General features: G+C 63.8%; 16 protein-coding genes. 7 read left to right on the top strand and 9 right to left on the bottom strand.

What is annotated here, in order from left to right; translation table 11 throughout:
- Positions 1-3 precede the first annotated feature (3 nt).
- On the bottom strand, positions 4-6,294 hold the full coding sequence (locus IVA74_RS21915; RefSeq protein WP_247347979.1) for a HAMP domain-containing protein: 6,291 nt from the start codon (positions 6,292-6,294) through the stop codon (positions 4-6).
- Positions 6,295-6,562: 268 nt separating this feature from the next.
- Between IVA74_RS21915 and IVA74_RS21920 the strand changes: the two genes are divergently transcribed.
- Positions 6,563-6,859 (top strand): hypothetical protein, encoded by a 297-nt coding sequence (locus IVA74_RS21920; RefSeq protein WP_247347981.1) that lies wholly within the window; start codon positions 6,563-6,565, stop codon positions 6,857-6,859.
- Positions 6,860-6,864: 5 nt separating this feature from the next.
- Here the strand turns inward: IVA74_RS21920 and IVA74_RS21925 are convergent, their stop codons facing one another.
- Positions 6,865-7,377 (bottom strand): DUF4142 domain-containing protein, encoded by a 513-nt coding sequence (locus IVA74_RS21925; protein WP_247347983.1) that lies wholly within the window; start codon positions 7,375-7,377, stop codon positions 6,865-6,867.
- A 94-nt stretch (positions 7,378-7,471) separates the two neighbouring features.
- Between IVA74_RS21925 and IVA74_RS21930 the strand changes: the two genes are divergently transcribed.
- Together IVA74_RS21930 and IVA74_RS21935 are read left to right on the top strand one after the other, a co-directional pair.
- Positions 7,472-7,666 (top strand): hypothetical protein, encoded by a 195-nt coding sequence (locus IVA74_RS21930; RefSeq protein ID WP_247347985.1) that lies wholly within the window; start codon positions 7,472-7,474, stop codon positions 7,664-7,666.
- Between the two features lie 357 nt (positions 7,667-8,023).
- On the top strand, positions 8,024-8,230 hold the full coding sequence (locus IVA74_RS21935) for a hypothetical protein (protein ID WP_247347987.1): 207 nt from the start codon (positions 8,024-8,026) through the stop codon (positions 8,228-8,230).
- Positions 8,231-8,366: 136 nt separating this feature from the next.
- On the opposite strand, the gene IVA74_RS21940 is transcribed toward IVA74_RS21935, so the two are convergent.
- The 7 genes from IVA74_RS21940 to IVA74_RS21970 form a co-directional block, all read right to left on the bottom strand.
- On the bottom strand, positions 8,367-8,615 hold the full coding sequence (locus tag IVA74_RS21940; RefSeq protein ID WP_247347989.1) for a hypothetical protein: 249 nt from the start codon (positions 8,613-8,615) through the stop codon (positions 8,367-8,369).
- A 164-nt stretch (positions 8,616-8,779) separates the two neighbouring features.
- Complete coding sequence (locus IVA74_RS21945; protein WP_247347991.1) at positions 8,780-9,268, bottom strand: DUF3147 family protein; 489 nt, start codon at positions 9,266-9,268, stop codon at positions 8,780-8,782.
- Positions 9,268-9,615, bottom strand: coding sequence for a DUF3147 family protein (locus IVA74_RS21950; RefSeq protein ID WP_247347993.1), 348 nt, complete (start codon positions 9,613-9,615; stop codon positions 9,268-9,270). Before IVA74_RS21950 ends, IVA74_RS21945 begins: the two co-directional genes overlap by 1 nt.
- Positions 9,612-10,196 carry a phosphatase PAP2 family protein gene (locus tag IVA74_RS21955; protein ID WP_247347995.1) on the bottom strand — a complete coding sequence of 195 codons (585 nt, stop codon included), beginning with the start codon at positions 10,194-10,196 and terminating at the stop codon, positions 9,612-9,614. The genes IVA74_RS21950 and IVA74_RS21955 overlap by 4 nt, the downstream gene beginning before the upstream one ends.
- A gap of 108 nt (positions 10,197-10,304) precedes the next feature.
- Positions 10,305-10,856, bottom strand: a complete 552-nt coding sequence (locus IVA74_RS21960; protein WP_247347997.1) for a DUF4142 domain-containing protein — start codon at positions 10,854-10,856, stop codon at positions 10,305-10,307.
- A gap of 86 nt (positions 10,857-10,942) precedes the next feature.
- The gene (locus IVA74_RS21965) at positions 10,943-11,170 is read right to left on the bottom strand and encodes a hypothetical protein (RefSeq protein WP_211397214.1); all 228 of its coding nucleotides are present in this window, start codon (positions 11,168-11,170) and stop codon (positions 10,943-10,945) included.
- Between the two features lie 8 nt (positions 11,171-11,178).
- Complete coding sequence (locus tag IVA74_RS21970) at positions 11,179-12,966, bottom strand: thiamine pyrophosphate-requiring protein (protein ID WP_247347999.1); 1,788 nt, start codon at positions 12,964-12,966, stop codon at positions 11,179-11,181.
- A 155-nt stretch (positions 12,967-13,121) separates the two neighbouring features.
- Here IVA74_RS21970 and IVA74_RS21975 point away from each other — a divergent pair, with 155 nt between their 5' ends.
- From IVA74_RS21975 to IVA74_RS21990, 4 genes are all read left to right on the top strand, one after another.
- Positions 13,122-13,496, top strand: coding sequence for a PRC-barrel domain-containing protein (locus IVA74_RS21975; protein WP_247348001.1), 375 nt, complete (start codon positions 13,122-13,124; stop codon positions 13,494-13,496).
- A 22-nt stretch (positions 13,497-13,518) separates the two neighbouring features.
- Positions 13,519-13,677 (top strand): hypothetical protein, encoded by a 159-nt coding sequence (locus IVA74_RS21980; protein WP_247348003.1) that lies wholly within the window; start codon positions 13,519-13,521, stop codon positions 13,675-13,677.
- A gap of 183 nt (positions 13,678-13,860) precedes the next feature.
- A complete protein-coding gene (locus IVA74_RS21985; RefSeq protein WP_247348005.1) occupies positions 13,861-15,015 on the top strand; it encodes an HlyD family secretion protein in 1,155 nt (384 codons plus the stop codon).
- The gene (locus IVA74_RS21990; protein ID WP_247348007.1) at positions 15,012-16,631 is read left to right on the top strand and encodes a DHA2 family efflux MFS transporter permease subunit; all 1,620 of its coding nucleotides are present in this window, start codon (positions 15,012-15,014) and stop codon (positions 16,629-16,631) included. Before IVA74_RS21985 ends, IVA74_RS21990 begins: the two co-directional genes overlap by 4 nt.
- Positions 16,632-16,634: the final 3 nt, after the last annotated feature.

Here is a 16,634-nt window from a genome sequence, read left to right on the forward strand (position 1 = left end):
AACTCAGCGGTGCAGCCACATGCGGATTGCAAGCAGCAATTGATCGGTGTTGACGGGTTTGGCCAGGTAGTCGGACGCGCCGGCTTCGAGGCATTTCTCGCGGTCGCCCTTCATGGCCTTGGCCGTCAACGCGATGATCGGAACACGGGCGAAGGCCGGATCTTCACGAATAACGCCGATGGTCTGATAGCCATCCATCTGCGGCATCATGATGTCCATCAGCACGATGGCGATCTCCGGATTGGATTCGACCAGCGTCACCGCCTCCTTGCCGGTGGTCGCCGTCAGCACCTTCATGCCGCGCCGTTCCAGCACGCTCGACAGCGCGAAAATGTTGCGGGCGTCGTCGTCGACGAGGAGGGCGGTCTTGCCGATCAGGTCGTCGTCGGAACTGTTCAGCTTCTCCAGCATGCGCTGTTTCTCGACCGGCAATTCCGTGATCACGCGGTGCAGGAACAGCGCGGTCTCGTCGAGCAGGCGCTCCGGTGATTCCACGCCCTTGACCACGATGCTGCGCGCCATGGTGTGGAGTTCCGCATCTTCCTCGGCGGACAGCTCGCGGCCGGTGAAGACGACGACCGGGACGTTCGACAGCGCCTCGTCGTTGCGGATCTGGTCCAGCACCTCGAAGCCGCTCATGTCGGGCAGCCGCAGGTCGAGCACGACGCAATCGCAGGGGGACTCACGCAGCATCGAGAGCGCGTCGGCGCCGGTGCCGGCCGTCACGATCTCGATATCGTCGTGATGCAGGAGCTCCCGGATCGAGAGCTGTTCGGCTTCGTTGTCCTCGACGATCAGCAGCCGCTTGCGCCGCGGCCGCGCATATTCCTTGATCTGCGTCAGCGCGGCCGAGACGCCCTCGGTCGTCGTCGGCTTGTTGACGAAGGAGAAGGCGCCGCGCGCGAGCGCATGCTGGCGGTCCTCGTCGAGCGTGATGACCTGCACGGGGATGTGGCGGGTCAGCGGATTGTGCTTGAGCTGGCTCAGCACTGTCCAGCCGAGCATATCAGGCAGGAACACGTCGAGCGAGACGGCGCGCGGCTGGTACTGCTTTGCAAGCTCCAGCGCCTCCGCGCCGCGTGCGGCGACCAGCACCTTGAAACCCTTGTCCCGGGCAAGGTCAATCAGAATACGCGCATAATGCGGATCGTCCTCGACGATCAGCAGGATGCTGTCGCCGGGTTCGAGGTTGAGCCGGTCGTCGGCGAGCTGCTCGATGACGCGCTGCTGTTCGGGCGTGGCGGGCTGCAGCGCCGGCGGCTGACTGTGTTGCTGGGGCGCAGGGCGCGGCGCGAGCGTCGGACCGGAATATTTCAGCGGCAGGTATAGCGTGAAGCACGACCCCTTGCCCGGCAAGCTGCGCAGGTGGATCTCACCGCCAAGGAGGCTTGCGAGCTCGCGGCTGATCGCAAGGCCGAGACCGGTGCCGCCATATTTGCGGCTGGTGCCGGCATCGGCTTGCTGGAACGCCTCGAAGATCAGCTTCTGCTTCTCCAGGGGAATGCCGATGCCGGTGTCGGACACTTCGAATGCGATCACGGCCGGCGCCGAGTTCAGCACGGGATGATCCGTCCCCCAGCCGCCGACCGCGGCGGCGACCTTCAGGCGCACTTCGCCCTCGGCGGTGAACTTGAAGGCGTTGGAGAGCAGGTTCTTCAAAACCTGCTGCAGGCGCTTGGAGTCGGTGACGAGGCTGCGCGCGAGATTCGGATCGAGGTCGATCTTGAACGAAAGGTTGCGGTTTTCCGCCTCGTGACGGAACGGCCGCCCGACGGTATCGAGCAGGTTCGCGGTCAAAATTTCCTCGGCGTCGACCGTCACGGTGCCGGACTCGATCTTGGAGAGATCGAGAATGTCGCTGATGAGATTGAGCAGGTCGGTGCCGGCGCCGTGGATGGTACGGGCGAATTCGACTTGCTTGCCGGTGAGATTGCCGTCCGGATTGTCGGTGAGCTGCTGTCCGAGGATCAGGATCGAGTTCAGCGGCGTGCGCAGCTCGTGACTCATATTGGCGAGGAATTCGGACTTGTACTTCGAGGTGAGTGCCAGCTCGGTCGCCTTTTCCTCCAGTGCGCGGCGGGCCTGCTCGATCTCCTGATTCTTGCGCTCGACCTCGACGTTGCGCTCGGCGAGCTGCTGCGCCTTCTGTTCGAGCTGGTCGTTGGTCTGCTGCAACTCGCGCTGCTGGGTCTGGAGTTCGCCGGCGAGCTGTTGCGACTGCTTGAGCAAACCTTCGGTCTGCATCGTCGCTTCGATCGAGTTGAGCACGATGCCGATCGAGTCGGTGAGCTGCTCCAGGAACGTCATCTGCGAGGTCGTGAACGAGGTGAGCGAGGCCAGCTCGATCACCGCCTTGACCTGGCCTTCGAACAGCACCGGCAGCACCACGAGGTTCTTCGGCGCGACCCGGAGCAGTGCCGAATTGATCGGCACCACGTCGGCCGGAATGTCCGCGATCACGCGCGGACGCTTGTCGATCGCGCATTGGCCGATCAGGCCGTCGCCGAGCGGCAGCACGCGCTGATACGGATAGATGCCGTCGCCGGCATAGGAAGCGAGCAGCAGAAGCTGCGGACTATCCTCGTTTTCGACCTGATAGATCACGCCGGTATGCGCGTTCACCAGCGGCGACAATTCGGTGAGCAGCAGCCGGCCGACGGTGGTGAGGTCGCGCTGGCCCTGGAGCATGTTGGTGAATTTCGCAAGATTGGTCTTCAACCAGTCCTGCTCGGTGTTCACGTCCGTCGTCAGACGGAGGTTCGTGATCATCGTGTTGATGTTGTCTTTGAGCTCCGAGACCTCTCCGCGGGCGTCGACCTGGATCGACCGTGTCAGGTCGCCCTTGGTCACCGCGGTTGCGACCTCCGCGATCGCGCGCACCTGAGAGGTGAGGTTGGCCGCCAGGAGGTTGACGTTACCGGTGAGATCCTTCCAGGTGCCGGCGGCGCCGGGCACGTCGGCCTGACCGCCCAGCCGTCCCTCGACGCCGACCTCGCGCGCCACTGACGTCACCTGGTCGGCGAAGGTCGCGAGCGTCTCGGTCATGTTGTTGATCGTGTCGGCGAGCGCCGCGACCTCGCCCTTCGACTTCACCGTCAGGTTCTGCTTGAGGTCGCCGTTGGCGACCGCGGTCACCACCTTGACGATGCCGCGGACCTGCTCGGTCAGGTTCGCCGCCATGAAGTTGACGGTGTCGGTGAGATCCTTCCAGGTGCCGGCGACGCCGGGCACCTGGGCCTGGCCGCCGAGTTCGCCTTCGGTGCCGACCTCGCGCGCGACGCGGGTCACTTCGCCGGCGAAGGCATTGAGCTGGTCCACCATGGTGTTGATGGTGTTTTTCAGCTCGAGGATTTCGCCCTTCACGTCCACGGTGATCTTGCGCGACAAGTCGCCGCGCGCCACCGCAGTGGTGACCTCGGCGATGTTGCGGACCTGCGTGGTGAGGTTCGCGGCCAAAAGGTTGACGTTGTCGGTGAGGTCCTTCCAGGTGCCGCCGACGCCGGGGACCACGGCCTGGCCGCCGAGCCGGCCTTCGGTGCCGACCTCGCGCGCGACGCGCGTCACTTCGGCCGCGAAGGAGCGGAGCTGCTCGACCATGGTGTTCAAGGTGTCCTTGAGCAGCAAGATCTCGCCGCGCACGTCCACCGTGATCTTTTTCGAGAGGTCGCCGCCCGCGATCGCGGTTGCGACCTCGGCGATGTTGCGGACCTGGGCCGTCAGGTTCGAGGCCATGAAGTTGACGTTGTCGGTGAGGTCCTTCCAGGTGCCGGCAACCCCGGGCACCTCGGCCTGGCCGCCGAGCTTGCCTTCGGTGCCGACCTCGCGCGCGACGCGCGTGACTTCGCCGGCAAAGGCGTTGAGCTGGTCCACCATGGTATTGATGGTGTTCTTCAGCTCCAGGATTTCGCCGCGCACGTCGACGGTGATCTTGCGCGAGAGGTCGCCGCGCGCCACGGCAGTGGTGACCTCGGCGATGTTGCGGACCTGGGCGGTGAGGTTGCCCGCCATCGAGTTGACGCTGTCGGTGAGATCCTTCCAGGTGCCGGCGACGCCGGGCACGTTGGCCTGGCCGCCGAGGCGCCCTTCGGTGCCGACCTCGCGCGCCACGCGCGTCACCTCGCCCGCGAAGCGGTTGAGCTGGTCGACCATCGTGTTCAAGGTGTCCTTGAGCTGAAGGATCTCGCCGCGCACGTCCACCGTGATCTTGCGGGACAAGTCGCCGCCGGCGATCGCGGTCGCCACTTCGGCGATGTTACGGACCTGGGCGGTGAGGTTGCCAGCCATCGAGTTGACGCTGTCGGTGAGGTCCTTCCAGGTGCCGGCGACGCCGGGCACTTCGGCTTGTCCACCGAGCTTGCCTTCGGTGCCGACTTCGCGCGCAACGCGCGTGACTTCGCCGGCGAAGGCGTTGAGCTGGTCCACCATGGTGTTGAGCGTTTCCTTCAACTGAAGGATTTCGCCGGACACGTTGACGGTGATCTTCTTCGACAAATCGCCCTTGGCCACCGCGGTCGCGACTTCGGCGATGTTGCGGACCTGCCCGGTCAGGTTCGACGCCATCGAGTTGACGCTGTCGGTGAGGTCCTTCCAGGTGCCGGCGACGCCGCGCACCTGGGCCTGGCCGCCGAGTTTGCCTTCGGTGCCGACTTCGCGCGCGACGCGCGTCACTTCGCCGGCAAAGGCGTTGAGCTGGTCCACCATGGTGTTGATGGTGTCCTTCAGCTCCAGGATTTCGCCGCGCACGTCCACGGTGATCTTCTTCGACAAGTCGCCGCCGGCAACCGCCGTCGTCACCTCGGCGATGTTGCGGACCTGCGCGGTCAGGTTCGACGCCATCGAGTTGACGCTCTCGGTGAGATCCTTCCAGGTGCCGGCGACGCCGAGCACGTTGGCCTGGCCGCCGAGGCGGCCTTCGGTGCCGACCTCGCGCGCCACACGCGTCACTTCGCCGGCGAAGGCGTTGAGCTGGTCCACGCAGGTGTTCAGCGTTTCCTTCAGCTGAAGGATCTCGCCCGACACGTTCACCGTGATCTTCTTCGAGAGGTCGCCGCCCGCGATGGCGGTCGCGACGTCAGCGATGTTGCGGACCTGGGCCGTCAGGTTCGACGCCATGAAGTTGACGTTGTCGGTGAGGTCCTTCCAGGTGCCGGCGACACCAGGCACCTGGGCCTGGCCGCCGAGCTTGCCCTCGGTGCCGACCTCGCGCGCCACGCGCGTCACTTCGGAGGCGAAGGAGTTGAGCTGGTCCACCATGGTGTTGATAGTGTCCTTCAGCTCCAGGATCTCGCCGCGCACGTCCACCGTGATCTTGCGCGACAAGTCGCCGCGCGCAACGGCGGTGGTGACGTTGGCGATGTTGCGCACCTGGGCGGTGAGGTTGCCGCACATCGCGTTCACGGAATCGGTCAGGTCCTTCCAGGTACCGGCGACGCCGGGCACGATGGCCTGGCCGCCGAGCTTGCCGTCGGTGCCGACCTCGCGCGCCACGCGCGTCACTTCGGAAGCGAAGGAGCGGAGCTGGTCCACCATCGTGTTGATGGCTTCCTTGAGCTGAAGGATCTCGCCGCGCACGTCCACCGTGATCTTCTTCGACAAGTCGCCGTTGGCCACAGCGATCGTCACCTCGGCAATGTTGCGAACCTGGTTGGTCAGGTTGTTCGCCATCGAGTTGACGCTCTCGGTCAAATCCTTCCAGACGCCAGTCATTTCCGGCACCTGGGCCTGGCCGCCGAGCTTGCCCTCGGTGCCGACCTCACGCGCGACGCGCGTCACCTCGGAGGTGAACACGCCGAGCTGCTTGATCATGGTGTTGACGATGGTCGCGGACTGCAGGAATTCTCCGCGGAGCGGACGGCCGTCGACGTCGAGCTTGACGGTCTGGATCAGGTCGCCTTGCGCCACGGCTGCGACCGCGCGCGTCACCTCGCGAGTTGGCCACAACAAATCGTCGATCAATGTGTTGACCGAGCCTTCCATATCGGCCCAGGAGCCGGAGGCGAGGCCGAACTTCACGCGCTGCCGCGTCTTGCCCTCGCGGCCCACCACTTGGCCGACCAGCTCGAGCTGCTGCGCCATGCGCTGATTGGCGGCGATGATTTCGTTGAAAGTGTCGGCGAGCTTGCCGTCAATGCCGAGATAGTCGCCGCTCATGCGCACCGAGAAATCGCCGTTGCGCATGGCCTGGAGGGCAAGCAGCAATTCTGCCCGGGAATCCGGCTCCGACATACCGTTGTTCTTTGGCTTTGGGCCGCGACGACCGGAGCGTGATGCAGTTCCGGTTTCGACGTCGCTCATACTCATTCCCCCGCAGGCGCCGGCCGAATCCCAGGCAAGACGCGATTGATCAAGATAGAGCTTCAGCCCAATTCGAAATCAAGCGCCAACGTACGGCACCAGGAAATGGAACCTGCTTTGCTCAGCCCAATGAAAACAATCGCGACGGACCGAAATGGTTCCATCGGGTTCCGAAATTTTCGGGCCGAAGGTCCCCTGCAAGGGGCAGTTGGCTTCAGGAACGGAGTGGCGGCCCTCCCGTTAGCCCGCAAATGCAGGGAGAGCGCATATGAAAGCCGGATTTGCCGTCGTCGTGATTGTGATGGTGTTTGCCGGATCGGCTTTGGCGCAGAGCGGTGCGCCCAGCGGTCGCGGCGCCGTGACCGGCGATCCCGCCGCAAGCTCCGCCACGCCACGGGCGGATACGCCGACCACGGGCACTTCGACCCGGTCGAACCCCAGCGGTAGCAGCACCTCGAGCTCGGGCGGCAAGGATGACAATGGGGATGCCGGCCGGGACAGAATGCCGGAGAGCGACCGTACGGTGCGGCCGGAGAGCCAGCAACATCATCCGAACAACAAGTAAAGGGGCTACTTGTCCGCCATGGTGCGCTCGGCGTCCTTGACCTGCGAGCGCAACATCGGGAGCTGCTCGCGCGCGAACGCCGCAAGGGCGGCATCATCGGGCGCCTTGAGATAGCGTTCGAGCAGGTCGATGACCGATTCATATTCAGGAATCTGCGCGGCATAGAAGCTTTTGACGAAAGTTGGCCCGTCCGAGGTTTCGGGCTCGACCAGGCTCGCGCTCGCCGGGGTCGTCTTGGCGACGCGCGGTTCAGTGCCAATCGCCTCCTGGATCGGCTTCAGGGCCTTGTCGCGCTGGGCTGCTTCTTCGGCACGCAGGGCGGCGAGGTTCTTGACCTCGGCATTGCCCTTCAGGTCGGTGCTCTCCAGCAGACCCTGCTGGAAGCGGCTGAACGTGTAGAGGTCGCTGATGACCTCGGTTGCGGTCGGCGGGCGGCCGGCCGGACTGTGCTCGGCGGTGCTATCGGCAAGCGCTGCAGTGCTGATGGAGGCGAGGACTATCGCGACAAGAATCCGCATGTATGCCAATAGCGGATGGTGACCAAAGTTCCGCAAATGTTACGATCTCGTAAGGGCTGTTGCAGCGCCCAGGTTCCGTCCCCAATTTTCCTTCATGAAACGATCCGACACTTTCAGAGACAACGCCGACAATTGCCTTCAGCTCGCTGAACGGTCCCAAGGACAGCCGGCTCACAACCGCTTCTTGCGCATGGCGGAGGCGTGGACGGCACTCGCGAACGAGCAGGACTGGCTCGACGGCGAGGTGCCGCCCGTTGCGGCCCGCAGCCGTCAAAGGCAGGAGGCGTGACGCTCTCGTTTCCGTGAATCTGCGTGTGAGACGGCTCACGGAACGCAAGCCACCAATTCATTATTCGGGAGCAGTCGATCGCGTTATTTTTTGATTCCAGGAATTTAATTCCAGAAGGAGGTTTGCGATGGCTACACGCCCACGTCTGGCTCTTCTTTCTCTCATTTTCGCCTTTGGCGTCTCGGTCGCATTTGCGACGGTGACGACGGTGCGGCAGGTGCATCATGAAAATGCATCGGCCGCGGTCCGCGCGGCCCATAGTTAGCCGCAGCCTCTCTTGCTCTCGGAACCTTCGAGGCTCAGGCGCGTAAGCGCTTCGAGACGACACGAGAGAGGCGAGAGCATATAGAGCATATCATGGCCCATTCCGACCAAGGCATCATCAGAGATCAGCGCGGTGAACAGCAGCCGCGGGACAAGCAGCGCGCGCAAACGGTGCACAAGTCGAAGCGAGAGGGCTCGCCCTCTCGCGAGGCCACGCGCGATCCCAAGTTGAACGACAACAGCAAGACACCCGGCTCCGGCATGGTGCCGGATGATTCCGGCGACGCGCCGAGCGGCTAATTCCACGAGGAACGAATCCCCGCGCGAAGAGTCGAGGGATTGCTTCCGGTTGTCATGCCCCCGGTGATCCGGAAGCATCTCCAAGGACGGCCCTGGCACCCCGTGCCGGGGCCGTTTGCTTGAGCATCGGGCCGGGCTAATCTTCGGACTCGCGCTGCGGATGCGGGTGCGTGTGGCCGTCCGGGCCGCGCCCGAAAACCCCGAACCTGCTCGATTTGACATTAGCCCCTGCATCGACCCCGGCGGCGGCCAGTCCGAGCTTGAGGAGCTCGCGTACCGCCGCGGCTCGTGTCGGCATGCGATGTTTGAACCGGAAGTCGTCCACCGCGGCCAGTTCTTCTGGTGACAGCATGACCTGGAGCCGCTCGGCGCGAAGGTCGTTCATGGTCAATCACCCAAAATGAGTATGTTGAGTAATCCACTCAACAAACTCATTCCACGAGGGTTCCACAAAATCCGAGCCACCAGATGGTCATCGAGCAGGCGCTGGGCCAACAGCCCGGGCCTTCAACCGCCGAGATTGCAGCCTTCGACGCAAGCGAAAGCGAGCTAACGCTTCGCGAGGGGAGAGCTCTTTGCCGATCGCGAATGGGCTGATCGGTGCGGCTTCCGGGAGACGATGCGAAGCTTGCGCCTGAGCCACCAGGCCAATACCGAGACGACGGCCCAGACTATCAACGCTGCAGCGAAAGCGCCCGGAACGCTCGAAGCCACGGTGAGATGAAAGATGGCGGCGAATGCCAGGAGACCGATGCTTCCCCAGGCGGCGCCAGCCGCGTCGAGCGCGGCGGCTTCTTGCCCGCGGCGCGTGCCGCTGAGGCCGGCCTTCTCCTTGGTGCGGCGCTCATGGCTTTCGACCAGCGTGGCGCTCGCGCAGAAGATGGCGGGAAGCGCAAGGAATAGCCCGCCGACTGACACACCGAAGCGCGCTCCCAGTATCCCCGTGAGCACGGTCGCCAAGCCACCGAGCAGGAAACGAATGCCGTATTCGTACCAGCGTGTCTGCTTTAGCGCGGAGAGTGACAGCTTGACCGGCATCAGGCCGCACCTCCGAAGCCGGCGAGCAGGCCGAAGGCGACCGCAAGCCACACGACAACAGCGAGGACGGTCGCGGGCAGCGCGGACACACGGTATCCGATCAGCAGATGGCAGACGACAACGCTGTAGCAGCCGAGCGCGACCGCGCCATAGATCATCGTCCAGCTTTCGGCCGCAGCATATTGCGGGCCGTGCTGGACGACGGCGATGCCGAGCGTCGCCAGTGCGACTGACGGCGCTGCGCCGAGCAGCCCCGCAAAGCTTTTGGGTTTGAGCATATCGCCGAAGATCGCAAAGGCGGAGACGATGACGCCGCCGGCAATGAATCGCAGGACATATTCGGTCACGTCCGTTCCCGCCGATTGACCTGTTCGCGGAACGATCGCGTCAGTGTCCATGGCCGCAAAAGTCTCTCTACAGCCGCGCCAAGCGCAAATCCTGCGACCACGTCGCTTGCCCAATGCGCGAGCACCGCGATCCGTGTCAGCGAAAGCGCGACCGCAACCGTGCACACCAATCGACGCGGCGCTTCGGGCAGCAAGCCCGCCGCCGAGGCAAGTGCGCCCATATGGACCGCGTGACCGGACGGGAAGGCGTCGCGCGCCTGTCCTGAGACGGGTACTCCATGTCGGTGTCCGCGTATGGTCAGCCGGTCTGGCCTGATCTGATCGAACACGGATTTCAGGACATGAGGCAGAACGGCCGTCGCTAGCGACACAGCCAGAACGTGATTTGCCACGGGCCGCTGTTGCGGCTGCCAAATATGAGCATAGAGCCACCCCGCTGCGGCCAGCGCGAGCAGCACGTGCTCGTCGGCGGCCCAGGTTAATGTCTGCGCGGTGTGCTCGACGCCTGAATTGGTGTGATCAGCGATCTCGTTCGCGATCGCGACGTCGATCCGGGTAGGTTTGACATTGACTAAGGCCATCGGTCTGCAAGCGTGATGTCCCCATGACGGTCTTGCAAAGCCCGGAGGCAAAGAAGGTTCCTAAGCTCTGCCTCGTGGCATATGCAAGCCGGCGTCCTCGGAAACTCGTTACTTGGACTGGCCGACGCTCGGTGCCTTGCCGAGCTCCTTGGCCATGTCGAGGTGGTGCTTGAGCGCCGGCAGCGTCTTGCCGGCCCACTCCTTCAGGTCGGAATTGTCCCCGCCTTTGGCGTAACGCTCGAACAGCGAGACCGCGTCCTCATGGGCGCTGACCTGGTACGAATTGTAATCCGAGCTGAAGTCCTTGCCATTCGCGCTCTTGAGCTTGTCGAGCTTGCTCTGGTGCGAGCTGTCGAGCGCCGTCGGCAGGGTTGCCTGCACCTTGCCGCCGCTGACGAGGCCCTTCAGTTCACCGCTGGTTTTGGTGTGGTCGGTCACCATCTGTTGCGCAAAACTCTTCTCCTGCGCGTTGCCCTTCTGCTCGGCGAGCTTGCTCGATTCGATCTCGAACATGTCGCTGATGGCGACCTCCTTGACGAAGTCGGCGGTAGCAGGCGCGACGCCGAGCGCCGAATTGACGCCGGTCTTCTCACCCAGCGACTGGGCGAGCGCGGGGCCTGCGAAAAGCACGCAAGCAAGGGCGATGATGGTACGTTTCATGGTCCGGTCCCTCCATTGAGCGCGCAGCTTCTCGCCGCGCGACATTGCGCCGACCAACACGCCGCAGGGGCCGAGGTTCCTAACGGTTAATCCGTGGGATGCCGCCCGGTGCGCGGATTGATGGGGTCGGTCGGCTTGCGCCGAAGCCGTTCGGGCAGAAACGGCTCGGTCGGCGTGGCGGTGGCCTCGGCACGTACGTCTGCATGGCGTTGTGCCCGTTCATGCGGCGTCCGGTTGTCGTTGATCTGCCGCTTCACGTCGAGGCCATCGACGGGATCGTTGACGCCGTGCTGGATATCGCGGAAATCGCTCATGCTTCACCTCATTCCTTTCCAGGCAGGATCTTTTCCAACATCTGCCGCGCCGCCCCCTTGATCACTCCGCTCTCGTTGGGATCGCCCTTCATCAGAGCGAGCGAGAAATTCTTCGCCTGCTGCAAGGTGACGTGCGGCGGCAGCGGCGGCACTTCGGGGTCAGTCTTCACCTCCAGCACCACCGGCATCTCGCTCGCCAGCGCCTGCTCCCAGGCCGAGCCCAGCAGCTGTGGGCTGTCGACGTAGATGCCGGAGAGGCCGATCAACTCGGCAAAGCGCGAATAGGACACGTTTGGGATGCGCTGCGATGCTTCGAATTTTGGATCGCCGTTGATGATGCGCTGCTCCCAGGTCACCTGGTTGAGGTCTTCGTTGTTGAAGACGCAGACGATGAAGAGCGGATCCTTCCAGTCGCGCCAATACTTCGCGGCGGTGATCAGCTCGGCCATGTTGTTCATCTGCATCGCGCCGTCGCCGACGAGTGCAATCACGGGGCGGTCGGGATGGGCGTATTTCGCGGCGAGCGCATAGGGCACCGCGGCACCCATAGAGGCGAGGCCGCCGGAGAGCGAGGCCGTCATGCCGCGGCGCATCTTCAGGTCGCGCGCGAACCAGTTGGCGCAGGACCCGGAATCACTGGTGATGATGGCCAGGTCCGGCAGGCGCGGCGACAATTCCCAGGCGACGAGCTGCGGATTGACCGGTGCTGCTGGCTGATGTGCGCGGTCATCCAGCGTCTTCCACCATTTCGCGACGTCGGCTTCGATACCCTGGCGCCAGGCGCCGTCGCTCTTGGGTTTCAGTCGCGGCAGCAGTGCGCGCAGCGTCTCGGCGGCATCGCCGACGAGGCCGACCTCCATGGGAAAGCGGATCGACAACATGCTGGCGTCGATGTCGATCTGCACGCCGCGCGCCGCGCCTTCCTTCGGCAGGAATTCGGCATAGGGAAAGGCGGAGCCGACCATCAGCAGCGTGTCGCATTCCATCATCATATTGTAGCTGGGCTCGGTGCCGAGCAGGCCGATCGAGCCGGTGACCCAAGGCAGGTCGTCGGGCAGCACAGCCTTGCCGAGCAGCGCTTTGGCACAGCCGGCCGACAGCCGGTCGGCGACCGCGATCGCCTCTTCGGTGGCATGCAGCGCGCCGGCGCCGACGAGCATCGCGACCTTCTTGCCGGCGTTGAGCACTTCGGCGGCACGGTCGAGATCAGCGTCACGAGGCTTGATGCTTGGAGCGCTATAGCCGATGCCAGAATGCAGGGTGCCGTGAGCGCGCGGCGGATCCTCGTACGGCTCCTCCTGGATATCGTTGGGCAAGATGATCACGGTTGGCGTCCGCCGGGCCAGCGCGATCCGGATCGATCGATCAATCAGATGCCGAATCTGCGCCGGCGAGGATGCCTGCATGACGTAGGCGCCAGCCACATCCTTGAACATCGAGACGAGATCAAGTTCCTGCTGATAATGTCCGCCCAGCGCATTGCGTGCCTGCTGACCGACGATCGCAAGCACCGGCTGGTGATCGAGCAGGGCATCGTAGAGACCGGTAATCAAATGCGAGGCGCCGGGGCCCGAAGTTGCGATGCAGACGCCGAGCTGGTCGGAGAACTTCGCATACGCGGTCGCCATGAAGGCGGCCATCTCCTCATGCCGGGCTTGGACAAAGCCGATCTTGCCCTCAGCACGCTGAAGGGCACCGAACACGCCGTTGATTCCGTCGCCGGGATAGCCAAAGAGGTGGCGCACTCCCCATTGATGCAGACGCTGAACGATGAAGTCGGAGACGGTCTGGGACATCGTGGGCGGCTCTTCGCTCCAGGAACTTTGATTCGGGGACTTGAAGTCGAGAGAACCGCCTGTTTCAGACGATGTTCCTCAACTCACGCGGAACAAGCTGGAACGATCGCTCACTCATTCGGGTTGTCTCGATACTGGCTGAGTGGAGAATTGAGATGTTGAATCAAGGCGAACTGCACCAAAACGAGGTGGGCCGTTTGATCGGCAGCGACAAGGTTGAGGGAACATCGGTCTATGGCGCCGATCGCAACAAGATCGGCTCGATCGAACGCGTGATGATCGACAAGGTCAGCGGCAAGGTGTCCTACGCCGTGCTCGGCTTCGGCGGTTTCCTGGGCCTCGGCAACGACCACTATCCGCTGCCGTGGCAGTCGCTGAAATACGACACGGAGCTTGGCGGCTACGTCACCGGCATTACCACCAAGGAGCTGGAAGGCGCGCCGAAATACGGCGAACGGAGTGATTGGAACTGGGGTGATGACGCCGCAGTTCGCGGTATCAACTCCTACTATGGCGTCCCCTTCGCTTAGGGATTCACGGAAAGGGAGTTCGATGAGCAAGGAACGGCCGAACGACGATCCCCGGCAGCAGAGCGACTGGGGTTCGCACAAGCAAACGGACAAGCCCTGGAAAGGCAATCCGGAAAAGGAGCAGGGATCGGGCGAGGTGAAACCCGATCTCGAAAAATGGCATGAGACCAATACGCACTGAGCAAGGTGTTAACAGCGAATTCGCAGCAACCGCGGCATCTACGATGCCGCGCTTGTTCTTTGAGCAGTCACATTGACGTATGACACCGTCGCTTGCGCAGGCCGGAACCATGCCTTCGCACTGCGGTTAGGCCTCCGGTGCGAGCCGGACTGAGGCGGCTTAGTACCGACAGAGGTGTTCACCGTGGATGCTCAAACCCGGGAGCATGGGCCGTCCGCGGAGCCGCCGCAGAGGGCGAAGGAAGCTCCGGAGACATCTCCTGATCAGGCCCGCGACGCCAAAGATCAGAAGCCGGCGAAGATGCCATCGCTGCGAGATCGGATGCGCGAGCATTGGCTGCTCGCCACCGTCGGCGCCATTGTGTTGCTCGCGGCCCTGATCGCTGGCCTGCTCTACTGGCTCCAGGTGCGCCACTATGAATCCACCGACGATGCCTTCGTCGCGGCGCGCACCTTTTCGGTGGCCGCGAAGGTCGGCGGCTATGTGACCGATATTCCGGTCACGGACAACCAGCATGTCAACGCCGGCGATCTCCTTGCCAAGATCGACGAGCGCGACTATCGCATCGCCATAGACCAGGCCGCGGCTCAAGTTGCGGTCTCAACGGCGAACATCGCCAACGTCGAGGCCCAGATCGTTTCGCAACAGGAACAGATCAAGCAGGCCCAGGCGCAGCTCGAACAAGCGCAGGCGCAGCTCCAGTTCTCGCAGGAGGAGTTCAAGCGCGCGGAAGATCTCGTCGAGAAGGGCGCCGGCACCGTGCAGCGCCAGCAACAGACCCGCTCCGATCTTCAGGCGCAGCAGGCCAACACTGAACGTGCGAAGACCGCGGTGACCGCCGCGCAAGTGGGCATCAAGACGCTGCAAGCGCAGCTCGAGGGCGCCCGCGCGCAGCTCGCGCAGTCGCAGGCGCAGCTCGATCAGGCCAAGTTGAACCTGCAATATACCAGCGTCGTTGCGGCGCAGTCTGGCCGCGTCGTCAAGCTCAGTGGCGCCAAGGGTACTTTCGTCACTGCGGGACAAAGCCTGATGATGTTCGTGCCCGACGAGGTCTGGATCGTCGCCAACTACAGGGAGACGCAGCTCAATGACATGCGGCCGGGCCAGCCGGTCGAGATCCGCATCGACGCCTATCCCGGCCGTAAGCTGACCGGCCATGTCGAGTCCGTGCAGCCGGGCTCCGGCACCGCGTTCAGCCTGCTGCCGGCGGAGAACGCCACCGGCAATTACGTCAAGGTGGTGCAGCGCGTGCCGGTGAAGATCGTGGTCGACAATTGGCCGGCGGATCTGCCTGTCGGCCCCGGCATGTCGGTCGTGCCCTGGATCAGGGTGCGATGACGGACGCCGTCGACGGCGGCGCATCCGCGGGCGGCTGGTCGCCGGAGCGCTCGGCGGCGGGTGGTCATAATCCTTATCTGATCGCCTTCGTCGTCTCGATCGCGACCTTCATGGAGGTGCTCGACACCACCATCGCGAATGTCGCGCTGCGACACATCGCGGGCAGCCTCGCGGTCGGTATCGACGAGAGCACCTACGTCATCACCAGCTATCTCGTCGCCAACGCCATTGTGCTGTCGATCTCGGGCTGGCTGTCGACCGTGATCGGCCGCAAACGCTTCTACATGATCTGCGTTGCGACCTTCACGGTCTCTTCGCTTTTGTGTGGCTTCGCATGGAATTTGCAGGCGCTGGTGCTGTTCCGCATCCTTCAGGGCCTTGGTGGCGGCGGCATGGCGACCAGTGAGCAGGCGATCCTCGCCGACTCCTTCCCGCCCCACAAGCGGGGCCAGGCCTTTGCGATCTATGGCATCGCCGTCGTGGTGGCGCCGGTGATAGGACCGACGCTCGGCGGCTGGATCACCGACACCTACACCTGGCACTGGGTGTTCCTGATCAACGTCCCCATGGGGGTGCTGTCGCTGTTCCTGGTCGGCACGCTGGTCAAGGAGCCGTCGGGCGCGGAGGAGGAGAGGGAGAAGCTGCTGAGCAAGGGGCTGCGGGTCGACTATGTCGGCTTCCTGCTGGTCGCGACCGGGCTCGGCTCGCTCGAATACGTGCTCGACGAAGGCCAGCGCAGCGACTGGTTCGGCTCGAACATGATCGTGTTCTTCGCCTTGCTTTCGGCCGTGTCACTGCTTGCGCTGATCCCCTGGGAGCTGACACGCGAGGATCCCATCGTCGATCTCCGCCTGCTCGGCCGCCGCCAGTTCGCCGCCTGCTTCCTGGTCATGCTTGCTACCGGTGCGGTGCTGATCTCCACAACGCAGCTTTTGCCGCAACTGCTCCAGACCGAACTGAACTACACTGCGCTGCTCGCCGGTCTCGCATTGTCACCCGGAGGCATCGCGACGCTGGTGCTGATGCCCGTGGTCGGCCGCCTTACCGGCATCATGCAGCCGAAATATCTCATCATGCTCGGCGCTGCCATCGTCGCGTTCTCGATGTGGCATCTCACGGGGCTCACCGGCGACATCACCTACGGCTACGCCGCGATGTCGCGCATCTTCCTCGCCCTCGGTCTGCCCTTCCTGTTCCTGCCGGTCACGACAGCGTCCTACGACGGCGTGCCGCCTGAAAAGACCAACCAAGCCTCCGCGCTGATCAACGTCGCTCGCAACATCGGCGGCTCCATGGGCGTCGCGTTGGCACAGACGGTCCTGGCGCAGCGCCAGCAATTCCACCAGAGCCGGCTGATCGAGCACGCCGCGCCATCCGATCTCGGCTACCAGCAGACCATCGAGACGATGACCCGCTTCTTCCAGGCTCAGGGCTCGAGCGCGAGCGATGCGGCCTCGCAGGCCGTCGCCTGGGTCGGCCGCATCTTGCAGCAGCAGGTCGATTTGCTCGCCTATATCGACGTGTTCTGGACCCTCGCGGTTGTTGCCGTGCTGATGATCCCCACTGCCGCCGTGCTGCGGCCAATCAATCTGAACGCGCCGGCAAAGGGACATTGAGCC

It is taken from the genome of Bradyrhizobium sp. 132 (assembly GCF_023074185.1).
In the GTDB taxonomy this organism is placed as follows: domain Bacteria; phylum Pseudomonadota; class Alphaproteobacteria; order Rhizobiales; family Xanthobacteraceae; genus Bradyrhizobium.